Raw genomic sequence first — 24,507 nt, 5'->3', positions numbered from 1 at the left:
ATCATTGGTGACTCTCTCCTTAAACCACTAAAGAACCGGACTCATCAGAACGGTTCTTTAGTCCTTCATCATATAACGGTATATCCGGTTCCCTATTGAGGAGAGTACTTCTCTTCCGGCTGTCTGGTTCTTCAGCTCGTCAACAAGAACTGCAGCGTATACTATTTTTCGATTACCGGTAAATATGGCACAGTCATGCTCAATTCCCGGCAGTTCTCCTGTTTTACCAGCTACCTGTACTTTCGCCGGGTCCACAGTGTTTGCCAATTTGTTTTTAAACTGCTGCCCGTCCAAGATCCGTTTCGCCAAAGCCTTATTTTTCTCAGGTAAAAGTGAACGCTCTGTCAAAGTCTTTAAGCAGGACACCATATCTATGGCAGTTGTTTTATTATCCAAACCCCTTTTTAAAGCCTCAAAATCCATCATCTTTCTATTGAGTTCTGTGTTTTTCAGTTCGATACTTTTCATATAGCCATTGATTTCCTCTTCCCCTATCAAATCAATGACGAGATTCGTAGCTGCATTGTCCGACACAATAATCATAAGCGTCATTAAGTCTATGACTTTCATCTTCAAACCTTTAGACATAGACTGCAATACTCCAGATCCGCCAACCCGGTCTGCATCATTTATCTGAACTTCCTCATCCAGTTGAAGCAGACTATTCTTCGCTTGAGAAAGCCCCGCCAATAAAATGGGCACCTTAATTAAGCTCGCTGAAGAAAACACCTCACTGCCATTCTCTTCGATAATGCCTTCTTCTGTTTGGATAAACAACCCAACGCGGCCTTCACAGCGGCTGGCCAGTTCAAGAATTTCAGCCTTTAATTCAAGGAAGCCCATCTTATTTAGTCACCGCTACCTGCGGCCGATTATTGTCTCCTGTGACTTTTTCATTGTATAGATGGCATGCCACATAATGTTCCTTTTCAATTTCCTGCCACTCGGGCTTCATTGTGGCGCATGCTTCCATTGCATATGGGCAGCGAGTCCTGAATACACAGCCGCTTGGCGGATTCATTGGGCTTGGAAGCTCTCCTTCCAAAATAATTCTTTCCCGGTGATCCTCGACATCAGGGTCAGGAATAGGGATCGCAGACAATAATGCCTGAGTATATGGATGGAGAGGATTTTTATATAAATTTTCACTTGTTGTTAATTCAACCAAGTGACCCAAATACATAACGGCAATACGGTCACTGATATGTTTAACCATTGATAAATCATGGGCGATAAACAGATAGGTCAGGCCCTTCTTTTTCTGCAGCCCCTTTAGCAGGTTCACAACTTGTGCCTGAACGGATACATCAAGCGCTGAAATGGGTTCATCAGCGATAATGAACTCCGGATCGAGCGCCAATGCGCGGGCAATCCCAATCCTTTGTCTCTGCCCGCCGCTGAATTCATGAGGGTAACGGTTAGCATGGTCCCTATTCAGCCCAACATCCTCCAAAAGCTGATACACCCGTTCAAGACGTTCCTTTTTATTCGGATATAAGCCATGGACCTCCATAGGCTCTGAGATGATTTCTTGAACCGTAGACCTTGGGTTTAAGGAAGCATACGGATCCTGGAAAATCATTTGCATCTTCCGGTGAAAAGCGAATCTTTCTTTTTCAGTCATTTTATGGACGTTTTTTCCGTCATAAATAACCTCGCCCTCAGTACCATCATATAAACCGATTATCGTACGCCCCGCGGTTGACTTACCGCATCCTGACTCTCCTACAATTCCAAATGTTTCGCCCTTGTTGATTTGAAAGGAAACATCGTCCACCGCTTTCAAGGTTTGTCCCTTGCCCATCGAAAAATGCTTTTTTAGATTATTGACTTTTAACAATGCTTCATTTGGCATCTTTATTCCTCCGTCTCTTGCCAGTAGCGTCTAGCTGCACATAATTCCTTTTCGTATATGGTATCCTTCAGGTCGATTATTTCGATTGTTTTACCAGTATTGGGAGAATGAAGCAATTTCCCTTCACCATAATAGATGCCTACGTGATGAAGCTTGCCTTTTCCTTCTTCATATGCAAAAAACAATAAATCTCCCGGTTCCAGGGCATCCATCTCAACTGAGTTTCCTGCTACAGCCTGATCATGCGCATCACGCGGAATGATATATCCATTAGCTTTGCACATGGAATAGCTGAATCCCGAACAGTCATAGCCAAAGCTGCTCATCCCGCCCCATAAATACGGCAGGTTTAAAAATTGTTCACCGGCTGCAACGATGTCTTTTCCGCTCCCTTTTGGAAGGCTGTCCAGAGATTCATGTACACTCACATCATCTTTCTTTAGAAGGCCATCTCCTGAAGGAGTCTGCACTTTTATCCATTCAGCATTCTCTTTCAAAACCGGCAGAACCGTTTGATAGCTTAAAACTATTTCCGGTTTTTGATCTATTGAGTAAAGCTCTGCTTTTTTCTTCTGCACGACAGCAACCTGGCTGCTATCCAGGTTCCAATCACTTTTTTGTACAAGCTGGGCTTTGGGGATCCACCCTGGATATCCTCTCTCATCCTTTGAAGAGGATTGATCTGGTATAACCACGTGGGCCCAATCCTCTTTTTCTTCCAGCACAATTATTTCTTGCCCGTATAATACCTGCGATTGTACAAGGTTTCTGTCGCAAAGCTCCAACCGTGGCTTATATGTTAGTTTCTCAAGCCAGGAATCCAGGTCGACTGGATTGTTGACTGCCTCCCGGTCTATATCCCTTGAGGAATCAAATGCCGTCCACAAGGTTGCTACCGGAACTGAAACCAGCCATCTTTGCTGTATTGTCAAAACGAACTCCTCCTTTTTATAAGGCACATGTGCCTATTAATAAATAGTCTCTGAAAAAGCGCAATGTTCCGACTATATCACTTAATTAAGAAGGCAATTCCTGTTTGCCCTCAATTAAAGAAACATTCCTGATTCCAAGACCCGGGTCAGTTGGAAGAGTGATTTTCCGGCCTGTATACCGAATGCCCCCATCCACCACTTCCTTGGCCATCATCAATGGGGCATCAAAATCAAAGCGGGTGATATTTTTTTTGCTGGCTGCAAAATGTGCAGCCGCTGTAATCCCAATTCGTGTTTCAATCATGCTGCCGACCATGCATTCCATCCCGCAGACCTCTGCCAGCTGATTAATAATCTGCGCCTGGTAGATGCCTCCTGATTTCATCAGCTTTATATTAATTAAATCCGCGCTTCTCGTTTTGATTACTTCAAAAGCCTGCTTAGGAGTAAAGACACTTTCATCAGCCATAATCGGTGTATCAACCGCATCTGTAACCTGTTTAAGCCCTTCAATATCCCATGCTTTTACAGGCTGTTCGACAAGTTCAATATTTAAATCGAGGGTCTCCATTTTGCGGATCGCATAGACAGCTTCTTTCGCCTTCCAGCCCTGATTTGCGTCGAGCCTTATTTTAATTTTAGAGCCGACCCGATTGCGGATTTCCCGAATTCGCTCGATATCTGTTAAAATATCGTCCTTGCCGACCTTTACTTTCAGGACATCAAATCCTTGCTGTACATAAGAAACGGCATCTTCGCCCATTTCCTCCGGTCCATTGACACTAACCGTATAATCCGTTTCCACTTCATTTTTATGTCCACCCAGAAATTGGTAAAGAGGCAATTTACATTGCTGGGACAGGCAATCATAAAGCGCCATATCAACTGCAGCCTTGGCACTTGAATTTCCTATTAAAGCTGACTGAATTCCTTGAAAGATATCTTCATAGTTTAAAAGGCTTTTGTTTATTAAAAAAGGCTTTAATACATGGTGGATAGCCGATTCTATACTTGAAAGGCTGTCACCTGTAATCACAACAGTCGGAGGTGCTTCTCCCCAGCCGATTATCCCGTTATCACACGTTACTTTTACAACAATTGTTTCGGCTGTCTCGACAGTTCTCAATGCTGTTTTAAATGGCTTTTTCAGTGGTACTGCAACTCTGTTTGTCTCAATTTTGTTTATTTTCATCTATACCACCCTTTTACTCAATGCCGCTTTCAATCGTCAGCTTTTTATTGGTTGCATCCAATTCCGCCTTTACACCAAGGGGAACAGAAATATGAGGGGAACAATGGCCAATATTAAAGCCTTTTAAAGCCGGTTTATTTACCTTTTTAATATAAGTCTCCAGCACTTCATTTAGTTCCAGGGAAAGCTCTCTTTGCGGAACACAATTATTAAAATCGCCGATGATAAAGCCGGCCGCATCCTCAAGCTTCCCTGCCATATGGAGCTGGTTTAGCATGCGGTCCACCGCACGGGGCTCTTCGTTGATATCTTCTATTAACATAAGCTTATCTTTTGTATCGATTTCATATGCCGTACCAATCGTACTTGCCAAAAGCGAAAGGTTTCCTCCGGTTAAAGTTCCTGCAGCACTTCCCTTCACCATCGTTTCCAGATTTGAAATTCCTTCTGGATAATCTAGTACCTCAGGTTCAAATAATTGGCTAAAATACTGCTTGGATATAGGGTCAGCGTCTTCTTTTCCAATATCAGAAGCAAGCATCGGCCCATGAAAGGTGACAAGCCCGGTCTGCTGGCGAATAGCAGTATGCAAAAAGGTAATATCACTGTAGCCCCAGAATATTTTCGGATTGTCTTTTATAAGGCCATAATTGATTTGTGAAGCAATCCTGCCTGTGCCATAACCGCCCCCTGCACAGATAATGGCTTTTACTTCCTTATCAAGAAACATCTTATGTAAATCTGCCAGACGGTCTTCATCTTTTCCAGCCAAGTAGCCATATTGATCATAAACATGGTTCCCCATTTTTACCTTTAATCCCAGCTCTTCTAAAAAGGATAAAGAACGCTTCAAATTATCCTGATTAGGCGGGCTTGCCGGTGCAATAATTCCAATCGCATCTCCCTTATTAAGGCGGAGTGGTTTGATTGCCATGCTGTCACATCCTTTTAAGTTGGTATTTAGCATTATATGCTCCATCGGTAAGAATTTTGTTTGGGAAATGAATTCATTTTCGAGGGTATATGCTAAATTTCGGGAAAATCTATTATTTTTCGGGAAATAATTTGAGAAGCGCAGGGCACCCGCTTATCGGCGACAATCTTAAGACAAGCGCTGGCAGAAGGCGTTCTTTTCCTTCAGAAATGATTGCCTGAAAAACGAAGGCGACTGCTTAGGGACGACAAGCATAAGACGATTACTGTAAGAAGGTGTTCTTTCCTTCTGAAAGGAATCGGCTTATGACCTCGAGTCCCTAGGAGCCGCAGTTAGCCAAGCTTAAGACTCAAGACGATGGTGCTCGGAGCTAGACAGTTATCAAAGTTCAGGAATCCTTGTCTGTCAAAGTATTTCTTCTTAAAAAAAGGGATGTTCGAGCGAACACCCCTTTTTCCTGTCACCTTCAAATCATTCTTCAGAAGATTTACTTCTTATCTGCCCACTTAAGTTCCATGTAACCCACTGGATGGCGGACGATACCTGAAACTGCTTCATTTGTAAGATAAACTTGGTTGTAGAAATGGATAGGGATAATCGGCATTTCTTCAAATAGGATTTTTTCTGCTTCGTACATCAGTTCAAAACGCTTTGCTTCATCTGCTTCATTCTTGGCATCTTTTATTAACTGATCGTACTTTTCATTGCTCCATCCAGTACGGTTCATTGAATGTCCTGTTTGGAAGTTTTCCAGGAAGTTGATTGGATCAGCATAGTCAGCAAGGAAAGAGCTTCTTGATAGTTGGAACTTAAGCGCTTTTTGTTCTTCTGCAAATACATTCCATTCCATGTTGGCAAGCTTTACATCAACACCAAGGTTTTCTTTGAACATTTGCTGCAGTGCTTCAGCAATCTTTTTGTGTGAATCGCTTGTACTGTAAGTTAAAGTTACTTCAGGAAGTGTAGCATAACCTTCTTCTTCCATACCTTTTTGAAGAAGTGCTTTTGCTTCTTCTACATTTGTTTTCACAAGGTCACCTGCAGCTTCACGGAAGTCATTTCCAGACGGATCAGTAAATCCGTAAGAAACAAAGCCATATGCAGGCTTTTCGCCATTCTTTGTTACATAATCAACAATTTGCTGTTGATCTACTGCCATAGCAAACGCTTTACGAATGTTTTCGTTTTGGAATGGTTCCATATTGACGTTAAAACGGTAGAAATAATCACCAGCCTGATCTTCAACATTTGCTTCTCCTAAAAGCTGTTCGCTTAGCTCTGCAGGAACATCAGATACATCAAGCTCGCCAGTTTGGTACATTTGGTATTCAGTATTGGTATCATCAATGATTGCCCAGTGAACTTTATCCAGTTTTACATTTCCAGCATCCCAGTACTGGTCGTTTTTCTCCATTACAAAATGGCTGTCATGCTCCCATTCTGTTAAGTTGAAAGGACCGTTTCCAACAAAAGATTCTGCTTCAGCAAACCACTGCGGGTTTTCTGTTGCTACCTTTTCGTTAATCGGGAAGAAAGCTGGATTTGTAATTACACTTAAAAAGTAGCCCTGAGGACTTGTTAAAGTCACTTCAAATGTCTTCTCATCAACAGCTTTTACTTTCACATCTTCAGCTGAGCCTTCTCCATTGTTATAAGCTTCTCCGCCTTCAATGAAGTAGCCAAGGAATGCTGCTGAAGACCCAGTGTCAGGGTTTAAAAGGCGCTTCCAGGCAAATTCAAAATCGCCTGCTGTTAAATCATCGCCATTTGACCATTTCGCATCTTCACGAATATGGAATGTATAAGTCTTTCCATCTTCTGAAACGTCCCATTTTTCAGCAATAGCTGCTTCTGGCTCATGGTCTTTGCCTAAACGAGTTAAACCTTCCATTAAGTTGTTTAACGCGCTCCAGGAAACAGAGTCAAACCCAATTGGAGGGTCAAATGAAGTTGGCTCCTGGCCATTATTCAAATAAAGAACTTTCTCAGTGCTTTCTTCCTCTTTCTTGCCACCATCCTTGCTATCGGTTTCATTGCCGGCATTTTCGTTTGCCGTACAAGCTGCCATTACAAATAGCAATACAGCCGCCAGCATAAGAGATAAAAACTTTTTCATACTTTTTCCCCCTCTATTAAATTTGTTTCTTTCTATATCAGCTGCCAGTGGCAGCTGAAAGAATAATAACTTTCACTGCACAAAATAAACACCGTGAAAGGAAAAACCTATTTAACACCTGCAAGCATTTTCTGTGCCCGCTCATCCTGGAGCCAGCAATCAACATGGTGTTCCCGGCTCAGGTGGGTTTTATATGGGTAGACCCGCTCACAGACTTCCATCGCAAAATCGCATCGTGCTGCAAAAGGGCAACCCGCTGGCGGTGAAAACAAGTCTGGGGGCGATCCCCCGATTGGCACCAGGTCAGCACCATCCAGGTCCAGCCGTGGTACTGAATTTAATAAGCCTTTTGTATATGGATGCTGAGGATTATAAAAGATTTCTCTTCTTTCCCCTGCTTCCACAATTTTTCCGGCATACATGACGGCAATACGGTCAGCTACCTGGGCAACAACCCCAAGGTCATGGGTGATAATTATGATGGAAACCCCTGTTTTCTTTTGGATATCTTTAAATAAATCCAGTATCTGTGCCTGGATGGTTACATCCAATGCTGTAGTTGGTTCATCCGCAATCAGCACTTCAGGCTCGCAGACCAGGGCCATGGCAATGACAATACGTTGCCTCATTCCTCCGCTGAATTGGTGCGGATAATGCTTCAATCGTTCAAGCGGATTAGGGATTCCGACTAAATCAAGCATTTCCAGTGCCTTTTTACGGGCATCCTGCCTTGAAATCGTTTCATGCTGCATAATCCCTTCGATAATTTGCTCTCCGATTGTAATCGTTGGATTTAGAGCCGTCATAGGATCTTGGAATATCATAGAAATGTCCGCACCGCGAATATTTCTCATTTCCGATTCTTTTAATTTGGTCAAATCCTGTCCATTAAACAAGACTTCCCCTGCAGCTATTCTGCCGGGCGGAGAGGGAATCAGGCGCATAATGCTTTGGGAAGTTACGCTTTTTCCACATCCTGATTCACCGACAATCGCCAGTGTTTCACCTTTGAAAAGATCAAATGTTACTCCCCTTACTGCCTTAACCTCGCCTCCGTAAGTTGTAAATGTGACATGCAAGTCTTTTACTTCCAGTACTTTCTCCATGCTGCTACCTCCTTAACTTCGGATCGAGTGCATCCTGCAATCCGTCCCCAAGCACATTAAATGAAAACATTGTCAGGGAGATGAAAAAGGCCGGGAAGAACAGGCGCCACCAGTGGCCTGATAGAATTGTAGATAAACCATCATTTGCCATTGATCCCCAGCTCGCAAAAGGAGGCTGAATGCCTAAACCAAGGAAGCTCAGAAACGCTTCTGCAAAGATGGCTGACGGCACTGTAAGAGTCATCTGTACGATGATTGGGCCCATTGTATTTGGCAGCAGGTTTTTCTTGATAATCCGGGAAGTCTTTGTTCCGAATGTCTTGGATGCCAATACAAATTCATAGTTTTTAATTTGCAGAACCTGTCCGCGGACAATCCGCGCCATGCCTACCCAGCCCGTTACCGAGAGGGCAAATATGATTGTAAATAAACCAGGTCCCATTACAACGCTGATTAATATAACAACAAGCAAGTATGGAAGCCCATAAAGGATTTCAACGATTCTCATCATGGCATTATCTGTCCGGCCCCCTTTATAGCCGGCAATACCGCCATATATGACACCAATTGCAAAGTCAATCATCGCCGCTACAATACCGACGAACAAAGAAATTCTTGCCCCATACCAGGTTCTTGCGAACACATCACGGCCCAGCTCATCGGTGCCAAACCAATATTTTGAAGATGGAGGCAAATTCTGATTGGCGAGGGACTGCTCGGATACACTGTGCGGTGATATGGCTGGGCCGAATATGGCCATAAAAGCTAATGCTATGAGAAAGAATAATCCTGCCATTGCGAGCTTATTCTTCAATAGCCGGCGCCAGGCATCCTGCCAGTAGGAAAGGCTTGGCCTTACAACTGCTTCCGCTTCATCCTGATCCTTGGCCTTGGGCACAAACCAATCATCCGGAATATCGGGTGCAAGATTATGGTTATCATGCTGTTTGCGCAGTTCCATTAGCTTCCCTCCTTTTTATGCAGCTTAATTCTTGGATCTAAAACTCCGTACGCAATATCAACGAGGAATAGCATCATTATTAAGATGGTGCTGTAAAAAACGGTCGTTCCCATTATGACCGGATAATCACGCGTATTGATGCTTTCAACGAAATACTTTCCCATTCCAGGAATGGCGAAGATCTTTTCAATAACAAATGTCCCTGTCAAAATGCTTGCCGCCAATGATCCCAAAACGGTAACAACCGGCAGCAGGGCATTTCTTAATGCGTGTTTGAAAACAATTTTAACAGGAGATAGGCCCTTTGCTTTTGCTGTCTTTATGTAGTCCTGTGTCAGTACCTCCAGCATGCTTGAGCGTGTCAGACGGGCAATAATGGCCATTGGTCCGGTTGCGAGCGCCAGAGTTGGCAAGATCATGTGTTTCGGACTTGACCAGGTGGCCACCGGAAGGATAGCCAAATTAACCGCAAGCTGCTGAATTAACAACGTGGCCAGCACAAAGTTTGGTACTGATATTCCCAGTACGGCAATCGTCATCGCTAAATAATCAATAATGCCATTGTGGCGGAGCGCTGCAATGATTCCCAGGGCAATCCCGGAGAAAACGGCCACGATGAGAGTGACTATACCCAGCTCAAATGAAACCGGGAATCCCCGTCCCAGCATTTCATTGACTGTCTGGGATGACTTTTTAATAGATGGGCCAAAATCAAACGTAACAACAGATTTCAAATACATCCCGTATTGGACATAGAGCGGTTCATCCAAATGGTAGAACTTCTCAAGGTTTCGCTGAACCGCTTCACTCGTATTCCTTTCTTCATTAAAAGGAGAGCCAGGAATAGAATGCATTAAGAAAAATGTCAGTGTGATAATGAACCACAGTGTTACCATCATGGCGAAAAGTCGCTTAATTATGTATCCAGTCATTCATTTACACTTCCTAACAGAATGTAGTTCTCATGGCCAGCTCAGTCATCACCAGCATTGCCTGGTATGCTTCAAGGATGTCTTTTGCCTGATAGCGGACAATGGTTGTATTCTCTTCAATCTCTGCTCCAGGCATCAAAGCTGCCCACTCAGCCTGGCCGTAATTGGCAAATTCAATTCTTAATACAGGGTTATCTGGCGGAACAAGAGGCTTGACGAGGTCTTTCTTTTTAAGAGCCTCTGCTGCTTTTTCTTCTAAAAGCTGCCCTGCTTTTGCCGGAGTCAGCGACTTTACAGCTGAACGGGAAATCGTTTCTTTTACAACAGCAGTTGTGACGTTTGGAATTAATTCTTCTGCTTCAAAAGCCGCCTGGTTATCCCCGGCCACCATTAAAACAGGAACGCCGTGGTAGCCGGCCACATAGGCATTGAAGCCCATCTCGCCAATAGCCTTGTCATTTATGTACATATGCCTCACGCCAAATATCATAGAGTGGGACATAACCCCCTTCATGGAAGCGCGTGCATGATAGCCTACAAACATCGCACCTGCAAAGCTGGAATCCAATCCCTGGACCATTGAATATGGTTTAACATCGCCGGTAATTAGCTGTGTTTCAGGATGCATCCTTTCAATTAAGAGGTTATTCATCTTGGAGTGGCTGTCATTCACAATAACCTCACTGCAGCCTTCTTCAAAAGCAGTAGTGACAACATGATTTGCTTCATCGGTCATGATCACTCTGCCGCGTTCATAATTATGTTTAGAAGAATCAACATGGGCGTGGTCTGCCAGCCCTGTAATCCCTTCCATATCAACTGATAGATAAAGCTTCATTCAGAATCCCCCAAATATTATATTATTATAGTATTTTTCTATATTATAGATTATTTTATATTTTCTGTAAACTATTCCAATAGCCTTCCAAATTAAGATATTGCAGTTCCAATTTAAAATGAAAAAATCCAGCTATCGGAGAAAGATAGTTCTTCTCTGATAGCTGGATTTCATCTGCGGATAACAGAAAAAGCAGCTCTATTTATTCATAATTTGTGAGTATTTTATATGGGCATTTTTAAAAGCAACCATTAGGGCCTTTTGAGAGGAACCGAAGTAGCGGTTTTCAATTTCTTCCATCACCCTGTCTACTTCTAATATGGATTTGCCAACAAATATAGATTTAATAAATAATGAGGTTAAATTAATGGTAGATGAACATTCAGCATCTACAATTTCATCTGTTTCCCTATCGATTATAAGTGCAACAAAGAAACCATTATATTTTTGCATGATAGGATTGTTCAATGATGTCTTGCTGTCTCCGATAATATAAACGGTATTTTGCTGATACATGAACTTGCCTCCTGCAGAACCGGATACTATATGAGGTGTTTATGCGGTCAACATAAACATTCATTATAATGCATGGCCCATACCAAAATTGTAATACAACAGCGGCTCTATTACAATCACTTTTCAATACTTTTCTAAATATTTTATCAATTCAGCAGCCTTAATTAATCTTTTGTCCTGCAAGTTCCAGCGCTTGTTCCAGCAGTTCTTCTCCACTCATTAGCTTCTCTCCGCCACCTTGTGCAAAATGCGGATTTCCGCCTCCTTTGCCATTAATCTTGTTTAAGAGAGCTGCCGATAGGTCCTTCATATTGATTTCAGAAAGTGTTCCCCTCGCACAAACAAATTGCAGTTTTTCCACCGTCTCATTTACCAAAATAACGGCTGCACTTTCTGACTGCCCTGCAATAAGGCGTGCAAGCTTTTGTAATTCCTGAATGGAACGCTCCTGATAGTATCCACTGATCAGCTTCCCATTCTCTGCTATAGCTGCATCGCTGGCCATTTCCTTTGCTTCATAGACTAAAAGGGCAGCTTTTGCTTCTTCCAGTTCCTTCTCGAGATCCTTTCCATTATTAATTAATCGTTTTCCCGCCATAAGCAGGTCCTGTTCTGGGGCATTAAGCAGCTGGCTGAGTTCTTTCGTAATCCTGTATCTTTGCTGAAACTGTTTAAGTACACGGCTGCCGCAGATAAATTGCAATCGTATTTTCTTCTTTTGCCGCTCCCAGCCCAATATTTTGATGCTGCCTACTTGGCCAGTAGAAGAGGGGTGCGTTCCACCGCATCCGTTATAGTCGTATTCGGGAATAATGACCAGCCGAATATCTTCGTTAACTGAAAGCTGCTTGCGAAGAGGAAAATGCGCAGCTTCTTCAGCTGTTACCCACTTTGTTACAATAGGCCGATTCTCAAGGATTATGGTATTGGCCAATTTCTCAGCTTCCTCTGCATGCTGTTCTGGAAGGCTGGCAATATCCAAGTCAATCGTTAATAAATCTTTCCCCAAATGAAAGCTGACCGTTTTATACCCGTAAAGCTCCTCAAGGGCAGCTGATAATATATGCTGGCCAGCATGCTGCTGCATATGGTCAAACCGCCTTTCCCACTCTATTTCGCCTGACACTTCCAGGACAGAACCATCCATTTCCCTTTCTAAATAATGACGGATTTCTCCTTCTGCCTCTTCAACATCCAGCACTTTTATTCCATTCAGTGTACCCAGGTCATGGGGCTGGCCTCCGCCAGTGGGATAAAAAGCAGTTTCCTTAAGTACCACAAAAATCCTTCCCTGGCCATCTGTTCCCTGATGCTGCAATTCCGTTTTAAATGATTGTATGTATGGGTCCCTGTAATAGATTTTATTCAATTTAATCAACCTTCCTAGTCTATTCTATTATAAAACTAACCATTTAGCTTTTTGAGGTCAAGCAAACTCGTTAGTCAAGGATAAATTATTAGTAATTTTACCCACCCGGTTTATAGATGCTCGTAAAAAGGTATGTACACCAATAGATAAGCAACAAAAAACAAGGAGGATGATAACAATGGCAACAAGCAAACATATCGTAGGCGCATATGATACAGAGCAGGAAGCTATTCAAGCCGTAGAAAAATTAAGATCTGAAGGATATCGTCCTGAGGATATTTCGGTAATCAGTAAAAATCAAGAAGATGTAGACGCAGTTACAGAAGAAACAGGAACTAAAACAGAAGAAGGACTAGCCACTGGAGCTGCTACAGGCGGGGTACTTGGAGGGTTGACAGGTCTGCTTGCAGGTGTTGGCGCATTAGCCATTCCTGGAATTGGGCCAATTGTAGCCGCAGGACCAATTGCTGCAACATTAACGGGTGCTGCTGTTGGTGCTGGGGCAGGCGGTATTGCCGGTGCTCTTATTGGAATGGGCATTCCTGAAGAGGAAGCACATCGTTATGAAGCGGATGTCAAGTCAGGGAAAATCCTTGTGCTAGTAGATCCCGAAACCAGATCTGCTGACTTTAATGACGGCTATACCGGCACTGACCGTACAACGCTTGAAGGAGATCGGACAACCTATACAAATGTTGACCCTTTAAATCCTGGCGAGCTTGATCACGGAACCAATGCTTTTAAGGATAATACTCGAAACAGCAGCAGTCTTTGGACAGATGACAATCTTGATTCAAACCGGCCGCTAAGTGAAAACCTTGGTGATACAACAGCAGATGACTTTACTGACCGCACTGTATCCGGCTATAACGATGAAGTGGATGTTCGCCGCAGAGACGCTTACGACTTTGACAATGTAAGGGAGAATCGAGATAACCCTTATAAAGGATAAGTACTTTAAGAGTAGATATTTAATATGAATGGGAGCTGCTTTCTAAATTGAAAGCAGCTCCCTTTTTTCTTCACCATTAATGCCTATATCACTAAACCCCACTAAATTCCAGATTTTTCAGGCTTGTCCTTACTATTTTCAAAGTTATACTTAAATGTAATGGAATGGTAATTTAAGTATAGTGACGTTAAAAAGATATACGGAGGGATATTATGAGAAGGGTATTGCCTGCGCAAGTTGTTTCTCATAGTCAATTCGGCTATAAAAAAATACCCGCAAGCGTTCAATGCGAGTGTCCGAAATGCGGTAAAACAAGCCTTTTTACAATTAAAGCTAATTATAGCCATACAAGTAAGTCAAGCATTCTTTCCCACGGGGTATGTTCGGCCTGCAAAAAAGAGTCAGTCTTTATCATGATACTTAACCAAACCGATCAAACAAGCGAAGAAACTGCCCTTTATATTTATGATCCCAACTCTGCCAAAGAGCTTCTGACTCATCTAGAGAAAATCCAAGATATACCGGCTGATTTAACAAGAGCTTACCGATCCGCCTTAAACGTCAGCCAATCAAAAGATACGGTTGCTACTGCAGTCATGTCAAAACGGGTCCTGGAAAGCATTCTTAAAAACTTTCTCGGTGAAGAAATCAAAGGGCAAAATCTTTCAAAGCAATTTGAACAATTGCCAAAACATGTTGATTTAGCAAAGCCCCTACAAGCTCTAAGCCAGCTGGTTCAGCCGGGAAGCGCCTTTTACCAAATGCTTGACCTTGAGAAGGATATTGATCAAGAGATGGCTGCATTATTGATGGAGCTATTAGAAAGTTTAATAGAGTATTTATTTGTCCTGCCAAATAGAATTGAATTTTTGCAGGCAAAGTTGGATCAAAAGCTCCGTTAAAAGCTTATGAAACCTCATCAATATATACAAAAACCCCCTTATCTGCCACACATTTGTGCTAATAAAGGGGTTTTAATATATCCTTTCGCAGATTCATCCTGCCCATTGTTTTCTGACCTGGTCTTCTGCCTGTTTCATAATTTCCTCATCACGGGCTTCTTTATTTGTGATGATATTGGTCTGATATTTCATTCCATCATAATCAATCGTTACAGTGATTTCTTTCATATCTCATGATCCTTTCTGGTTGTTATACTATATAACTACCAACAAAGGCTGGTTTTAAAACCCCCTTTCTCATCACTGCCCTTAATAAAGGCGATTGCCCCGCAATCAGCTCTTGAATATTAGTTCAGCAAGCTTTTTCTTCTTTTCTAACAGATATTCCAGATCCATTTCTGTTAATGAATCTTTATCAATCTTTTCGGCTGTATACTCGCTAAAATGAAGGATTTGTTTCTTTATCTCCTCATTATTATCCTCAGCTGCATCAAATAAGGCATCCAGTATTGCTCCCATGACAGAAACATCACTGCGTCCATAATGGACTATTTGATGAAGAGATGTATGCAAAATTTCATTAAATGGTTTTTGCTCCAGTATAACCTTCACTTCATTTTCATCATTATAATAAACCAAATAGGAGCCATCCAGCTTACTGGCTTCAGATAAACCAACACCCAGATAACGAATACATTCGATCGCTGTATTGGGATCGTTAATTCCAGGCGATATGGCCCTTAAGGCGATTTCAGCTATTTTCTGCAACCCAAACTCAACATCCTGCATGGTTGTTCTTTCTTTGCCAATTGTAATGGCCTGCAGAAAACTATTTTTGTAATCTCCATCATGATGGATAACAGCCAATGTTTTCTTTTCTGACACAAACTGGCCTATACACTTCTTCACCTCAATGGTTATCCCCTGGTCGCAGGCTTGTTTATACAAGATATCCGTATCAACTAGCTGGATATAACCGAACTTTTCGCTTTTCACCTCTGAGATATCTGGAAGATTCAAAGGTTCCATCGGAGTGACCTTCAGCAGGGAAATGTTATTGTTTTTCTCCACCTTATCCCTGATTTCCTCAATGGTATCCAGTAAATCCTTGGCCAGCCTTTCAATCAGCTTACTGACCTGAACAGAGGTCGCAACATGGTGGATAAAATAGGCAAAGAACGCTAAGCAAATAAAAGCAATAAGCACGCCAAAGGTTGCTGATGCAACATGGTTCCCCACAGAACCCTCTCTTAAAAATAACAATGAAAAAATCGCATAAACAAAACCGCCAATAAAAATGCCCAGCACGCGCATGGTAATTGGATCACGAATGAAATTTTGAAGCGTGCGCGGAGAGAACTGCGAAGAATAGGTTGTCAAAACAACCATAATCGTCGAGAAGGTTATGGTTGTCATGGTCAGCAAGGACCCAGCGATCGTCCCGAGGATTGTTTCTGCCAGCTCCAGACCGACAAGGAAAACAGCCGAGTAAAAATCGGGCATTTTACTAGAAAAGTTTAAATCGATAATAAAAACGATGATTGAAAGGATAAAGGCGCCAAATGTATAGATAGCAGGCACCAGCCAAATAAAATTTTTAATGCGCAAATATAGACTCCTAAACACTCAAACCTCCAAATTTAAGGAAAGACTTATTGATGGTTTGCCCCATATTTCTCTCGGTTAAACAGAAGATGTTCATAAAGGATAATGGGGATTGTGGAAAATAACTAATTTGAATATAATCTAATTAGCTATATACCTAATCTTTATACACCAGCAATGAGTATGGCCGTTTTTTTGCTATTAAATTAGATATTCATCGAATTAATTTTTGATAGAGAGGATGCCGAAATGACAAACTGGACTGTATGGAAAAAAGAAAAAAATTATCAAATGCTTTTTTGGGCCGGTGTCATTAATGGAATAGGGAACCGATTTACACAGGTAGCGCTTCTTGCGTTGCTTTATCAGGTTACAGGTTCAGGGGTAGCTATAGGGCTGCTGTTTGCAATACGTATGGTTCCTTTCCTTTTCTTGGCCCCAATAGGGGGGATGCTGGCTGACCAATTCTCCAAAAAAGCGACTCTCATAACGATCGACCTTCTCAGAGCACCTGCTGTTCTTGCATTACTTTTTGTCCGGGAACCGGAGCACCTATGGATTGTTTATTCGAGTTCATTCATCATCGCCATGGGTGAAGCAATCTGCTCTCCGACTAGAATTTCTTCCATTCCCGCTCTCGTAAAACCAGATAGGCTTTTATACGTTAATGCCATTGAACAGATCTTGACGGGGTCTGTCCTCATTATCGGATCAAGTACCGGAGGCATTCTATCTTTTGTATTCGGAAACCAGGCAGCATTTATGATAAATGGGGTAACATTTTTATTATCAGCCATCCTTATTTCCAAGCTATGTTTTCCGGTCTATGCTAAAAAAGAAAAGAAACCAAAAACAGTATCTTCACCTATTTTTTCACCTTTAAGGCTGGTATTGGGTTCATCTGCACTTATAGCTTTCTTCATCATTATGCTGACGATGCCGATTGCCAATGGAATAGATAATATCCTTGTGAGCATTTACGGCCTTGAAGTATTCGATATGGGAGAATTGGGTGTAGGCTTTATGTATGGGGCATTGGGGCTTGGCCTTATTTTAAGCTCAATCTTTTCACATATGATCAAACGCGGCCTCATTACACTGGTAATTATCTTCATTGCCCTGGAAGGAACAGGACATATTTTATTAAGTCTTACTCCAAGCTTTACATTTGCTCTGTTAACCGTAGTGTTCATTACCTTCGCTGGAGGACTTGGCAATATCTTCCTGGATACAGTCATGATGAAGTTTATACCCAAATCAAAGCAGGGAACATTTTTTGGGTTCATGCAGATGCTCTCAAATCTTTCCCTGGCTATCTCAATGGGCTCCGCCGGGTTTCTATTGGAAATCTTCGCACCGAGGAATCTGAGCTTAATCGTAGGTCTTGCTTATATCCTATTTACCTTCATGTACGCTTTTCTGTTTGCTGGGGTAGATCTTGTAAAAGAAAAAAGGGTGTTCATGAGAACGGCTTTATAGCCTGAAGAATAAAAAAATTAATATACTATTTTAAGATTTCTTTTAAATTACATTCTTTCACGTATTACACTATCAACACAGAAAGCATAAATTTAAAAACAAAGGAAATTAGCTAAATAAAACAAGGAGTCAGTAAATGCATATAGAAATAAATTAAAAAGGATAAAGGAGTAAATGCCCTGATTGGCACTTAGAAGATATACAAAGGAGCTGGCAAAATGAAGGTTGCTTTAGTACACGCTATGAAAGAATCGATTCAGCCTATTGAAGAAGCTTTTAACGAGGTTGCCCCCGATGCAGAAATTATACACTTACTGGATACCGGTTTATTAAACAGGCTGGAAAAGCAAGGTGAACTAACCCCGGCTATAATAAGAAGCTTCACCCGTTTGCTCGATTCGGCAATCGATTCCGATGTAGATATGATCCAATTAACTTGTTCTGCATTTAATAATTTGTCTGGCGTCCTACAGCCTTTATACGATGCTAAGATATTTCGGTCGGATGAAGCGATGCTGGATGAAGCACTGGCTTATCATCGGATTGGGTTAATTTCTACCGTACAAGCTACCCCCCTCGCTCTCCAAGACTATTTATATAAAGAAAAACCAAACATCCATGTTGAGTCTTTAGTGAATAAAATAGCACTCCAATTATTGAAAAAAGGCAATACGGAGGAGCATGATCGCTTAATATCAGAAATGATACTGGAATTAGAAAAAAGTGTGGATGTAATTGTTTTATCCCAATACAGTATGTCTCATGTTGCCAGGCAAGTCGATACCTCTGTTCCCATTTTAACTGGTCCGATACTTACTGCAAAAAGATGTTTGGATTACTTCAAAGATAGGCTTCAAGCTTCCAAATAATTATCTTTCCATTTGTCGCTTTATATTTATTAGTTTATTACTCTTGTGTTTGCCACCTCTTTAAAGGTCCTGTAAGTGATCAACACTAATCTGATCAAAAGCACTAAAAATAATGCTATGTTAAGCTTGAGTGTTGATTTCCGCTGCAGGCACTCGCCGCGGACAGTCTCAAGATCTCCTCGGCGCTCTGCGCCTTCGTGGTCTCCCTTTGATTCGCTTATCTAGCTGGAGTCTCATGCATTCCACTCCAAACAACACGGGGCTAAATCAAGAATTAACTAAAACACAGTTAAAAATAAAAAAGCCCTGCAGGCAGTTATTCATCCTTGCAGGGCTATCTTTTTAGTTTTCATCAATTTCTTTACGGTTTTTCTTAAATATCTTGGATAGGACTTCGTAAACGATCGGTACAATAATTAGTGTTAATAACATTGAACTTGTTAAACCTCCAATTACCGTAATCGCAAGGCCCTTTGAGATTAAACCGCCACCGTCTTAGCCGATTGCCAGCGGGATCAAAGCACCGATTGTCGCAGTGGCTGTCATAAGGATGGGGCGAAGACGAGTTGCACCGGCTTCGAGAACCGCTTCCCGCATCACCATCCCGTCGCGTTCCATATGAATAATACGGTCAACAAGCAAGATGGCGTTCGTTACCACAATACTGATTAACATTAATAATCCCATCATGACAGAAACGGAGCGCTCCAATCAACTCAGAGGATAAATGCAGTAATCTTTATCCCTTTTTCACATGCTCTTCGAAAATACTTGCAAGCCTTTCCTTCATTTCCTCTTCCGTTACAACTAGGCTGTGGCTGGTCATTTTTGTTTTTAGGATCAGTTCATAGCCTTCATTTACTTCCTGAGAATATCCATAGTATTTATGATTCAAAACGATTTTTTTGAAATGAAAGGATTTCACCTTTTTCCATGGAACAAACTTGCTTCCGCTTATAAAGCCGTCACCAAAGACAGCAAATACATTCAGAAGATCCTTGGCATTGATTAAAGGGATAAAAAGCAGATAGAGATATGTCCAGCTGAACTTCATATTATATTTTCCGAATATAAACGTAGCGATTAGAAAAAACAGCATGACAGCATACATGGTTAGTCCCAGCTTATTTTTTGAGATAACAGGGGCATCTGCAGATTTCTGGGGGAATTTCCTTACTGTTTTCAGGTCAATCTTGTCAAAAGGAATAAGGGCAGTTTTCTTCTTCATTTTCGTTATTAAAATGATGTAATGATAGCTGTAATAGATAACAATTGATAGAAATAGAAACTCGAAAATTAATTTCATCAAACCCGCCTCCTTAATAATCTTTACGATTATCCAAAAGATAAAGTTTCAACTCTATAAAAAAAGTAAATTTTTTTGATTGTGAAAATAATCTAATTCGAATATAATCTAATTAGATATTTATCTAATTAAATATTTCTATCAGTAAATTAGGGTATATATCGAATTAACATTCGCAGAGGTACCGAAAAAATGACAAATTGGACTGTATGGAAACAGGAAGCAAATTATCAAAAGCTTTTTTGGGCTGGTGTCATTAATGGAATTGGAAATCGTTTTACACAGGTTGCGCTGCTTGCACTGCTATACCACGTAACCGGTTCCGGAGTAGCGATTGGGCTGTTATTCGCCATTCGCATGGCACCTTTTTTCTTCATTGCCCCAATAGGCGGAATGCTCGCAGACCGCTTTTCCAAAAAGGCCATTCTGGTGGCAGCAGACTTGTTGAGAGTGCCTGTTGTCCTGGGGCTGCTTTTCGTAAGGGATGCAGGGGATTTATGGATGGTTTACGCATGTGCGTTCCTAATCTCAACTGCAGAAGCCATCTACTCACCAGCCAGGATGTCTGCGATACCTGCCCTTGTAAAATCAGATAGGCTCATATATGTTAATGCGATTGAACAAGTCATGATCGGGGCCGTCCTCATTATTGGATCAAGCACCGGCGGAATCCTCTCCTACTTTCTGGGAAACAATGCTGCTTTCATGATTAACGCCCTTACCTTCTTGTTATCAGCATATCTAATCTCCAGGATGGTTTTCCCGGCTGTCTCTGAGGAAAATAGAAAAAAAACGAAAACATCTGCTGCGATTTCGCCAGCGAGACTTATACTTGGCTCTTCTGCACTAATTGCCTTTTTTATCATGATGCTGACCATGCCGCTCGCCAATGGAATAGACAATATTCTTGTAAGCATTTATGGGCTGGAAGTTTTTGATATGGGAGAATTGGGCGTTGGGTTTATGTATGGCGCATTGGGGATTGGACTTATTCTAAGTTCATTCTTTTCTCATATGATCAAGAAGGGCATCCTGATACTCGCGATCATCTTTATTGCTTTAGAAGGCACTGGCCATATTTTATTAAGCCTCGCACCAAGCTTTTATGCAGCACTTTTCACCGTTGTGCTGATCACCTTTGCTGGCGGCCTTGGCAACATCTGCCTGGACACGGTCATGATGAAATTCATACCCCGATCCAAACAGGGAACCTTTTTTGGTTTAATGCAGATGGTTTCAAACCTTTCCTTGGCTATCTCCATGGGTGCAGCAGGATTCCTGCTGGAGATTTTTGCCCCGAGGACTCTTAGCCTTATTATTGGCTTGTCGTATCTTATTTTTACTATTATGTATGCACTTCTGTTTGCAAGAGTGGATCTTGTAAAAGAAAAGAGGGAGTTTATTAGGGGAATTTAATTGAATAAATAGAGAAGCCTTGCAGCATTCATTTATCCTGCAGGGCTTCTTTTTAGTTTTCTTCGATTTCTTTGCGATTTTTCTTAAACATTTTAGATAAAACTTCGTACACGATTGGCACAATGATAAGGGTCAATAGCGTCGAACTTGTCAGACCGCCGATAACGGTAATCGCAAGGCCTTTGGAGATAAGCCCTCCACCGCCAGAGCCGATGGCCAATGGAATTAATGCACCAATTGTCGCAATGGCTGTCATCAGGATTGGGCGAAGTCGGGTTGCTCCCGCTTCCAGCACCGCTTCCCTCATGACCAGACCGTCACGTTCCATATGGATGATCCGGTCCACCAGAACGATGGCATTGGTTACGACAATACCAATTAGCATTAATAATCCCATCATGACCGATACAGAAATGGTTTCGCCGGCAATTAATAAGCCAACGAAAGAACCAATCACGGCAAATGGAAGGGAGAAGAGAATTGCAAATGGCGCCACTCCTTCACGGAATGTAACGACCAGAATGAAGTACACAATCGCGATGGCTGCAAGCATTGCAGCGCCAAGCTGTGTGAACGTCTCCGTCATATCGGCCTGAACACCCGCAACTCCGACTGTTACACCTTTAGGCAGATCCAATTCATCAATCGCTTCATCAGTTTTAGAAGTAGCCTTTGAGATATCATCTCCTTTGACCGTACCTGACACGGTTGCGTAGTACTCGCCTTTACTGCGGGCAAGCGTATTATGCGTTGTACCTTCTTTCACCGTGACAAGCTCGGAAAGAGGCATAGTTGTACCCATCGCTGTCGTCACCTGTGTTGCCAGGATATCATCAATGGATTTCGGCTGTTCCGCCTGCTCCTGCTGGACAATGACTTCAAGCGTCTCACCGTCTTTTTCAATCGTTGTCAGAACATCCTTGGTGTTTGACGGGTTCAGCATCATGACAATTTGTCCGGCTGTCAGACCGTACTGCAGCAGTTCATCCTGCTCCACATTGAAGGTATATTCAACAAAGGCGTCTTCTGCACTTGAAGAAACGTCCTCCAATTCTTCATTTTCCTTCAATACGTCTTCTATCATTTTGACAGAGTCATTCAGTTTATCTAAATCTTCACTGTATAATGTGTAGCTGACTTCATTGGTTGAACCGGACATAGATGAGAAGTTCTGGCTCTTCCATTCACCTGATTGCCCGATATTAAACACATAATCTTCTATTTCTTCACGGACTTCAGGGAAATTATCCATTTCAGGGTCAAAGATCAGGTACATTAAGGCTCCGCCTGCTCCTCCGCCCATCATGGCAGCCATCTGATCCGCTTCTTCGGTTACAGATATTTGAACGATGTCAATATCATCACGCTTAAGCATTTCTTCTTCTACTGCTTCAACGTTCTTTAACGTTTCATCTTTAAGTTCTCCGGCTTCAGGCGTGTAAGTTAGATACATTACTTTATCTTCTTCACTGCCCATAAAACTGAATCCGATCATTGGTGTCAGAGCTAAGCTTCCCGCCAGCAATACAACCGCCATGATGGATGTAATAATCTTATGATTAAGAGACTTCTCAAGAATGCCTTTATACCATTTTGATAGCTTTCCAGCTTCTTTATGGCTGCCTTCCGTTTTTTCGCTGTACAATTTCTTTCTAAACAAGAAGTGAGACAGCGCTGGAACGATTGTAATGGCCACAAGCAGTGAAGCGCCAAGTGCAAACGTCATCGTCAAAGCGAATGGCATAAACAGCTCGCCGACCATACCTCCTACAAAAATGAGCGGTGCAAATACGGCAACCGTAACTAAAGTAGAGGAGAGGATTGGCTTGAACATCTCAATCGTAGCTTCTCGAATAAGGGCACGCCCTGTTAGTTTTTCTTCTTTTAAATGCAGGCGGCGGTAAATATTTTCAACCACAACGATAGAGTCATCAATTACACGGCCGATGGCAACCGTAATGGCTCCAAGCGTCATAATATTCAAGGTAATATTCATCCAGTTCAGCAGCAGCAAAGCCATGAAAATCGAAACTGGAATCGATACGATCGAAATAATCGTTGATTTAAAATCACGCAGGAACAGCAAAATAATTAAGACTGCAATCAGCCCGCCGAACACTGCTTTTTCAATCATGGTTGAAACAGACTCTTCTATTGGCGCTCCCTGGTCAAGCGAGACATCTATGACAAGACCCTCGATCTTTTCCTTTTCTTCCTTGACTAATTCCTTTACACTGTTAACGACTTCAACTGTGTTTGCCTGCTGTTCTTTAACTATTTGAATTGCAATGGCATCATCGCCATTTGTCCGGGAGACAGATTGTACTCTGCCGACCGTATCAATCTCGGCAATGTCACTTAGCTTCACAAAAGGTGATTGGTTTTGAGCGGTTGGCGTTACCGGGATGAGCATGTTCTTTAATTCATCCTCGGTCATGAATTTGCCGTCTACTGCGACAGCCTGTTCTCCTTCCTCAAACTCGTAAAGTCCTAATGATACTGCCATGTTGCTTGCCTGGATCATTTCCTTTACTTTCTCTTCGGTCAGCCCTAGCTCAGCCAGTCTTTTTTCATTGTATGTGAGCTGCACTTCCTCCACATGCTGACCAGTGATGGTCGCAGACGCCACACCGTCAATTTTTTCCAGTTTCGGCAGGATGATGTCCTCTACTGTTGACGTTAACTCAACAATATCCTCCGATTTGCTGCTTACACTCAGCGCAGCAACTGGCATCATATTCATGCTGATGGCAGTGATGGTCGGCTCCTGTGCTCCTTCCGGCAGCTCCACTGTATCGAGGGCTGATTGGAGAGCACGCTTGGCTTCGTCCATATCAATACCATATTCATATTCCACTTGGATATTTGACATGTTAGAATATGAATTTGAGTAAACTGATTTAACATCTTCAAGGCTTTCCACGGTTTTTTCTATTGGGATGGACACATCTTCCATCACTTTTTCAGGAGTGGCCCCCGGATATACGTCCATTACCATTAAGTAAGGGATTGAGACATCCGGTATGGTCTCCATATTCATCCGTGTACCCGAATAGATTCCAGATACCGTGATAATAATTGTTAACAGCCAGACTGCAAGTTTATTCTGCAGGACAAAATTGACTAAACCTTTCACTCGTGCACCTACCCCTAATTGACTTGTTAGACTCAATTACATATAATAATGACCGATTGGTCATTTGTCAATCAAAAAGGAGTGACAGCAT

The 24,507-nt window shown here is 42.1% G+C and carries 21 protein-coding genes and 1 pseudogene; 5 read left to right on the top strand and 17 right to left on the bottom strand.

Annotation, left to right across the window (positions count from 1 at the left end; genetic code table 11):
- Positions 1-57: 57 nt before the first annotated feature.
- The 12 genes from J7I93_RS05850 to J7I93_RS05795 all read right to left on the bottom strand — a co-directional run bounded on the left by J7I93_RS05850 (position 58) and on the right by J7I93_RS05795 (position 12,751).
- Positions 58-843: a serine hydrolase gene (locus J7I93_RS05850; protein ID WP_214724231.1), complete on the bottom strand. Its 786-nt coding sequence runs from the start codon at positions 841-843 to the stop codon at positions 58-60.
- Between the two features lies 1 nt (position 844).
- Positions 845-1,855 carry an ABC transporter ATP-binding protein gene (locus J7I93_RS05845; protein WP_214724228.1) on the bottom strand — a complete coding sequence of 337 codons (1,011 nt, stop codon included), beginning with the start codon at positions 1,853-1,855 and terminating at the stop codon, positions 845-847.
- A gap of 2 nt (positions 1,856-1,857) precedes the next feature.
- The gene (locus J7I93_RS05840) at positions 1,858-2,787 is read right to left on the bottom strand and encodes a C40 family peptidase (RefSeq protein WP_214724226.1); all 930 of its coding nucleotides are present in this window, start codon (positions 2,785-2,787) and stop codon (positions 1,858-1,860) included.
- An 85-nt stretch (positions 2,788-2,872) separates the two neighbouring features.
- The gene (locus J7I93_RS05835) at positions 2,873-3,979 is read right to left on the bottom strand and encodes a dipeptide epimerase (RefSeq protein ID WP_214724224.1); all 1,107 of its coding nucleotides are present in this window, start codon (positions 3,977-3,979) and stop codon (positions 2,873-2,875) included.
- 13 nt (positions 3,980-3,992) lie between these two features.
- Positions 3,993-4,913: a S66 peptidase family protein gene (locus tag J7I93_RS05830; protein WP_214724222.1), complete on the bottom strand. Its 921-nt coding sequence runs from the start codon at positions 4,911-4,913 to the stop codon at positions 3,993-3,995.
- Positions 4,914-5,400: 487 nt separating this feature from the next.
- Positions 5,401-7,029, bottom strand: coding sequence for a peptide ABC transporter substrate-binding protein (locus J7I93_RS05825; RefSeq protein ID WP_214724220.1), 1,629 nt, complete (start codon positions 7,027-7,029; stop codon positions 5,401-5,403).
- 107 nt (positions 7,030-7,136) lie between these two features.
- Positions 7,137-8,135 carry an ABC transporter ATP-binding protein gene (locus J7I93_RS05820; RefSeq protein ID WP_214724218.1) on the bottom strand — a complete coding sequence of 333 codons (999 nt, stop codon included), beginning with the start codon at positions 8,133-8,135 and terminating at the stop codon, positions 7,137-7,139.
- Positions 8,136-8,139: 4 nt separating this feature from the next.
- On the bottom strand, positions 8,140-9,096 hold the full coding sequence (locus tag J7I93_RS05815) for an ABC transporter permease (protein WP_214724216.1): 957 nt from the start codon (positions 9,094-9,096) through the stop codon (positions 8,140-8,142).
- Positions 9,096-10,028: an ABC transporter permease gene (locus tag J7I93_RS05810; protein WP_214724214.1), complete on the bottom strand. Its 933-nt coding sequence runs from the start codon at positions 10,026-10,028 to the stop codon at positions 9,096-9,098. The genes J7I93_RS05815 and J7I93_RS05810 overlap by 1 nt, the downstream gene beginning before the upstream one ends.
- A gap of 13 nt (positions 10,029-10,041) precedes the next feature.
- On the bottom strand, positions 10,042-10,866 hold the full coding sequence (locus J7I93_RS05805) for a M55 family metallopeptidase (RefSeq protein WP_214724212.1): 825 nt from the start codon (positions 10,864-10,866) through the stop codon (positions 10,042-10,044).
- Between the two features lie 198 nt (positions 10,867-11,064).
- The gene (locus J7I93_RS05800; RefSeq protein WP_214724210.1) at positions 11,065-11,382 is read right to left on the bottom strand and encodes a DUF3870 domain-containing protein; all 318 of its coding nucleotides are present in this window, start codon (positions 11,380-11,382) and stop codon (positions 11,065-11,067) included.
- A gap of 160 nt (positions 11,383-11,542) precedes the next feature.
- Positions 11,543-12,751, bottom strand: coding sequence for an alanyl-tRNA editing protein (locus J7I93_RS05795; protein ID WP_214724208.1), 1,209 nt, complete (start codon positions 12,749-12,751; stop codon positions 11,543-11,545).
- A gap of 178 nt (positions 12,752-12,929) precedes the next feature.
- On the opposite strand from J7I93_RS05795, the gene J7I93_RS05790 reads away from it, so the two are divergent.
- Both J7I93_RS05790 and J7I93_RS05785 read left to right on the top strand, forming a co-directional pair.
- Entirely contained in the window at positions 12,930-13,703 is a 774-nt protein-coding gene (locus tag J7I93_RS05790) for a general stress protein (protein ID WP_214724206.1), read from the top strand.
- Between the two features lie 212 nt (positions 13,704-13,915).
- Positions 13,916-14,605, top strand: a complete 690-nt coding sequence (locus tag J7I93_RS05785; protein WP_214724204.1) for a hypothetical protein — start codon at positions 13,916-13,918, stop codon at positions 14,603-14,605.
- A 93-nt stretch (positions 14,606-14,698) separates the two neighbouring features.
- On the opposite strand, the gene J7I93_RS05780 is transcribed toward J7I93_RS05785, so the two are convergent.
- On the bottom strand, positions 14,699-14,833 hold the full coding sequence (locus J7I93_RS05780; protein WP_214724202.1) for a BA3454 family stress response protein: 135 nt from the start codon (positions 14,831-14,833) through the stop codon (positions 14,699-14,701).
- Positions 14,834-14,938: 105 nt separating this feature from the next.
- Positions 14,939-16,213 (bottom strand): DUF2254 domain-containing protein, encoded by a 1,275-nt coding sequence (locus J7I93_RS05775; protein WP_214724200.1) that lies wholly within the window; start codon positions 16,211-16,213, stop codon positions 14,939-14,941.
- A gap of 246 nt (positions 16,214-16,459) precedes the next feature.
- Between J7I93_RS05775 and J7I93_RS05770 the strand changes: the two genes are divergently transcribed.
- Positions 16,460-17,689, top strand: coding sequence for an MFS transporter (locus J7I93_RS05770; protein ID WP_214724198.1), 1,230 nt, complete (start codon positions 16,460-16,462; stop codon positions 17,687-17,689).
- Positions 17,690-17,907: 218 nt separating this feature from the next.
- Positions 17,908-18,558 carry an aspartate/glutamate racemase family protein gene (locus J7I93_RS05765; protein ID WP_214724196.1) on the top strand — a complete coding sequence of 217 codons (651 nt, stop codon included), beginning with the start codon at positions 17,908-17,910 and terminating at the stop codon, positions 18,556-18,558.
- A gap of 342 nt (positions 18,559-18,900) precedes the next feature.
- On the opposite strand, the pseudogene J7I93_RS05760 reads toward J7I93_RS05765, so the two are convergent.
- Together J7I93_RS05760 and J7I93_RS05755 are read right to left on the bottom strand one after the other, a co-directional pair.
- A pseudogene (locus J7I93_RS05760) lies at positions 18,901-19,260 on the bottom strand (efflux RND transporter permease subunit); the annotation flags it as partial.
- Positions 19,261-19,297: 37 nt separating this feature from the next.
- Positions 19,298-19,864 (bottom strand): hypothetical protein, encoded by a 567-nt coding sequence (locus J7I93_RS05755; protein WP_214724194.1) that lies wholly within the window; start codon positions 19,862-19,864, stop codon positions 19,298-19,300.
- Positions 19,865-20,056: 192 nt separating this feature from the next.
- Here J7I93_RS05755 and J7I93_RS05750 point away from each other — a divergent pair, with 192 nt between their 5' ends.
- Positions 20,057-21,280, top strand: coding sequence for an MFS transporter (locus J7I93_RS05750; protein ID WP_214724192.1), 1,224 nt, complete (start codon positions 20,057-20,059; stop codon positions 21,278-21,280).
- Positions 21,281-21,332: 52 nt separating this feature from the next.
- Here J7I93_RS05750 and J7I93_RS05745 read toward each other — a convergent pair whose 3' ends face one another.
- Positions 21,333-24,416, bottom strand: coding sequence for an efflux RND transporter permease subunit (locus J7I93_RS05745; protein WP_214724190.1), 3,084 nt, complete (start codon positions 24,414-24,416; stop codon positions 21,333-21,335).
- Between the last annotated feature and the right edge of the window lie 91 nt (positions 24,417-24,507).

Source organism: Bacillus sp. ISL-47, from assembly GCF_018613175.1.
Lineage (GTDB): Bacteria > Bacillota > Bacilli > Bacillales > Cytobacillaceae > Cytobacillus.
The sequence above is the reverse complement of the archived record's forward strand: the minus strand, read 5'-3'. Positions and strand labels throughout refer to the sequence as shown.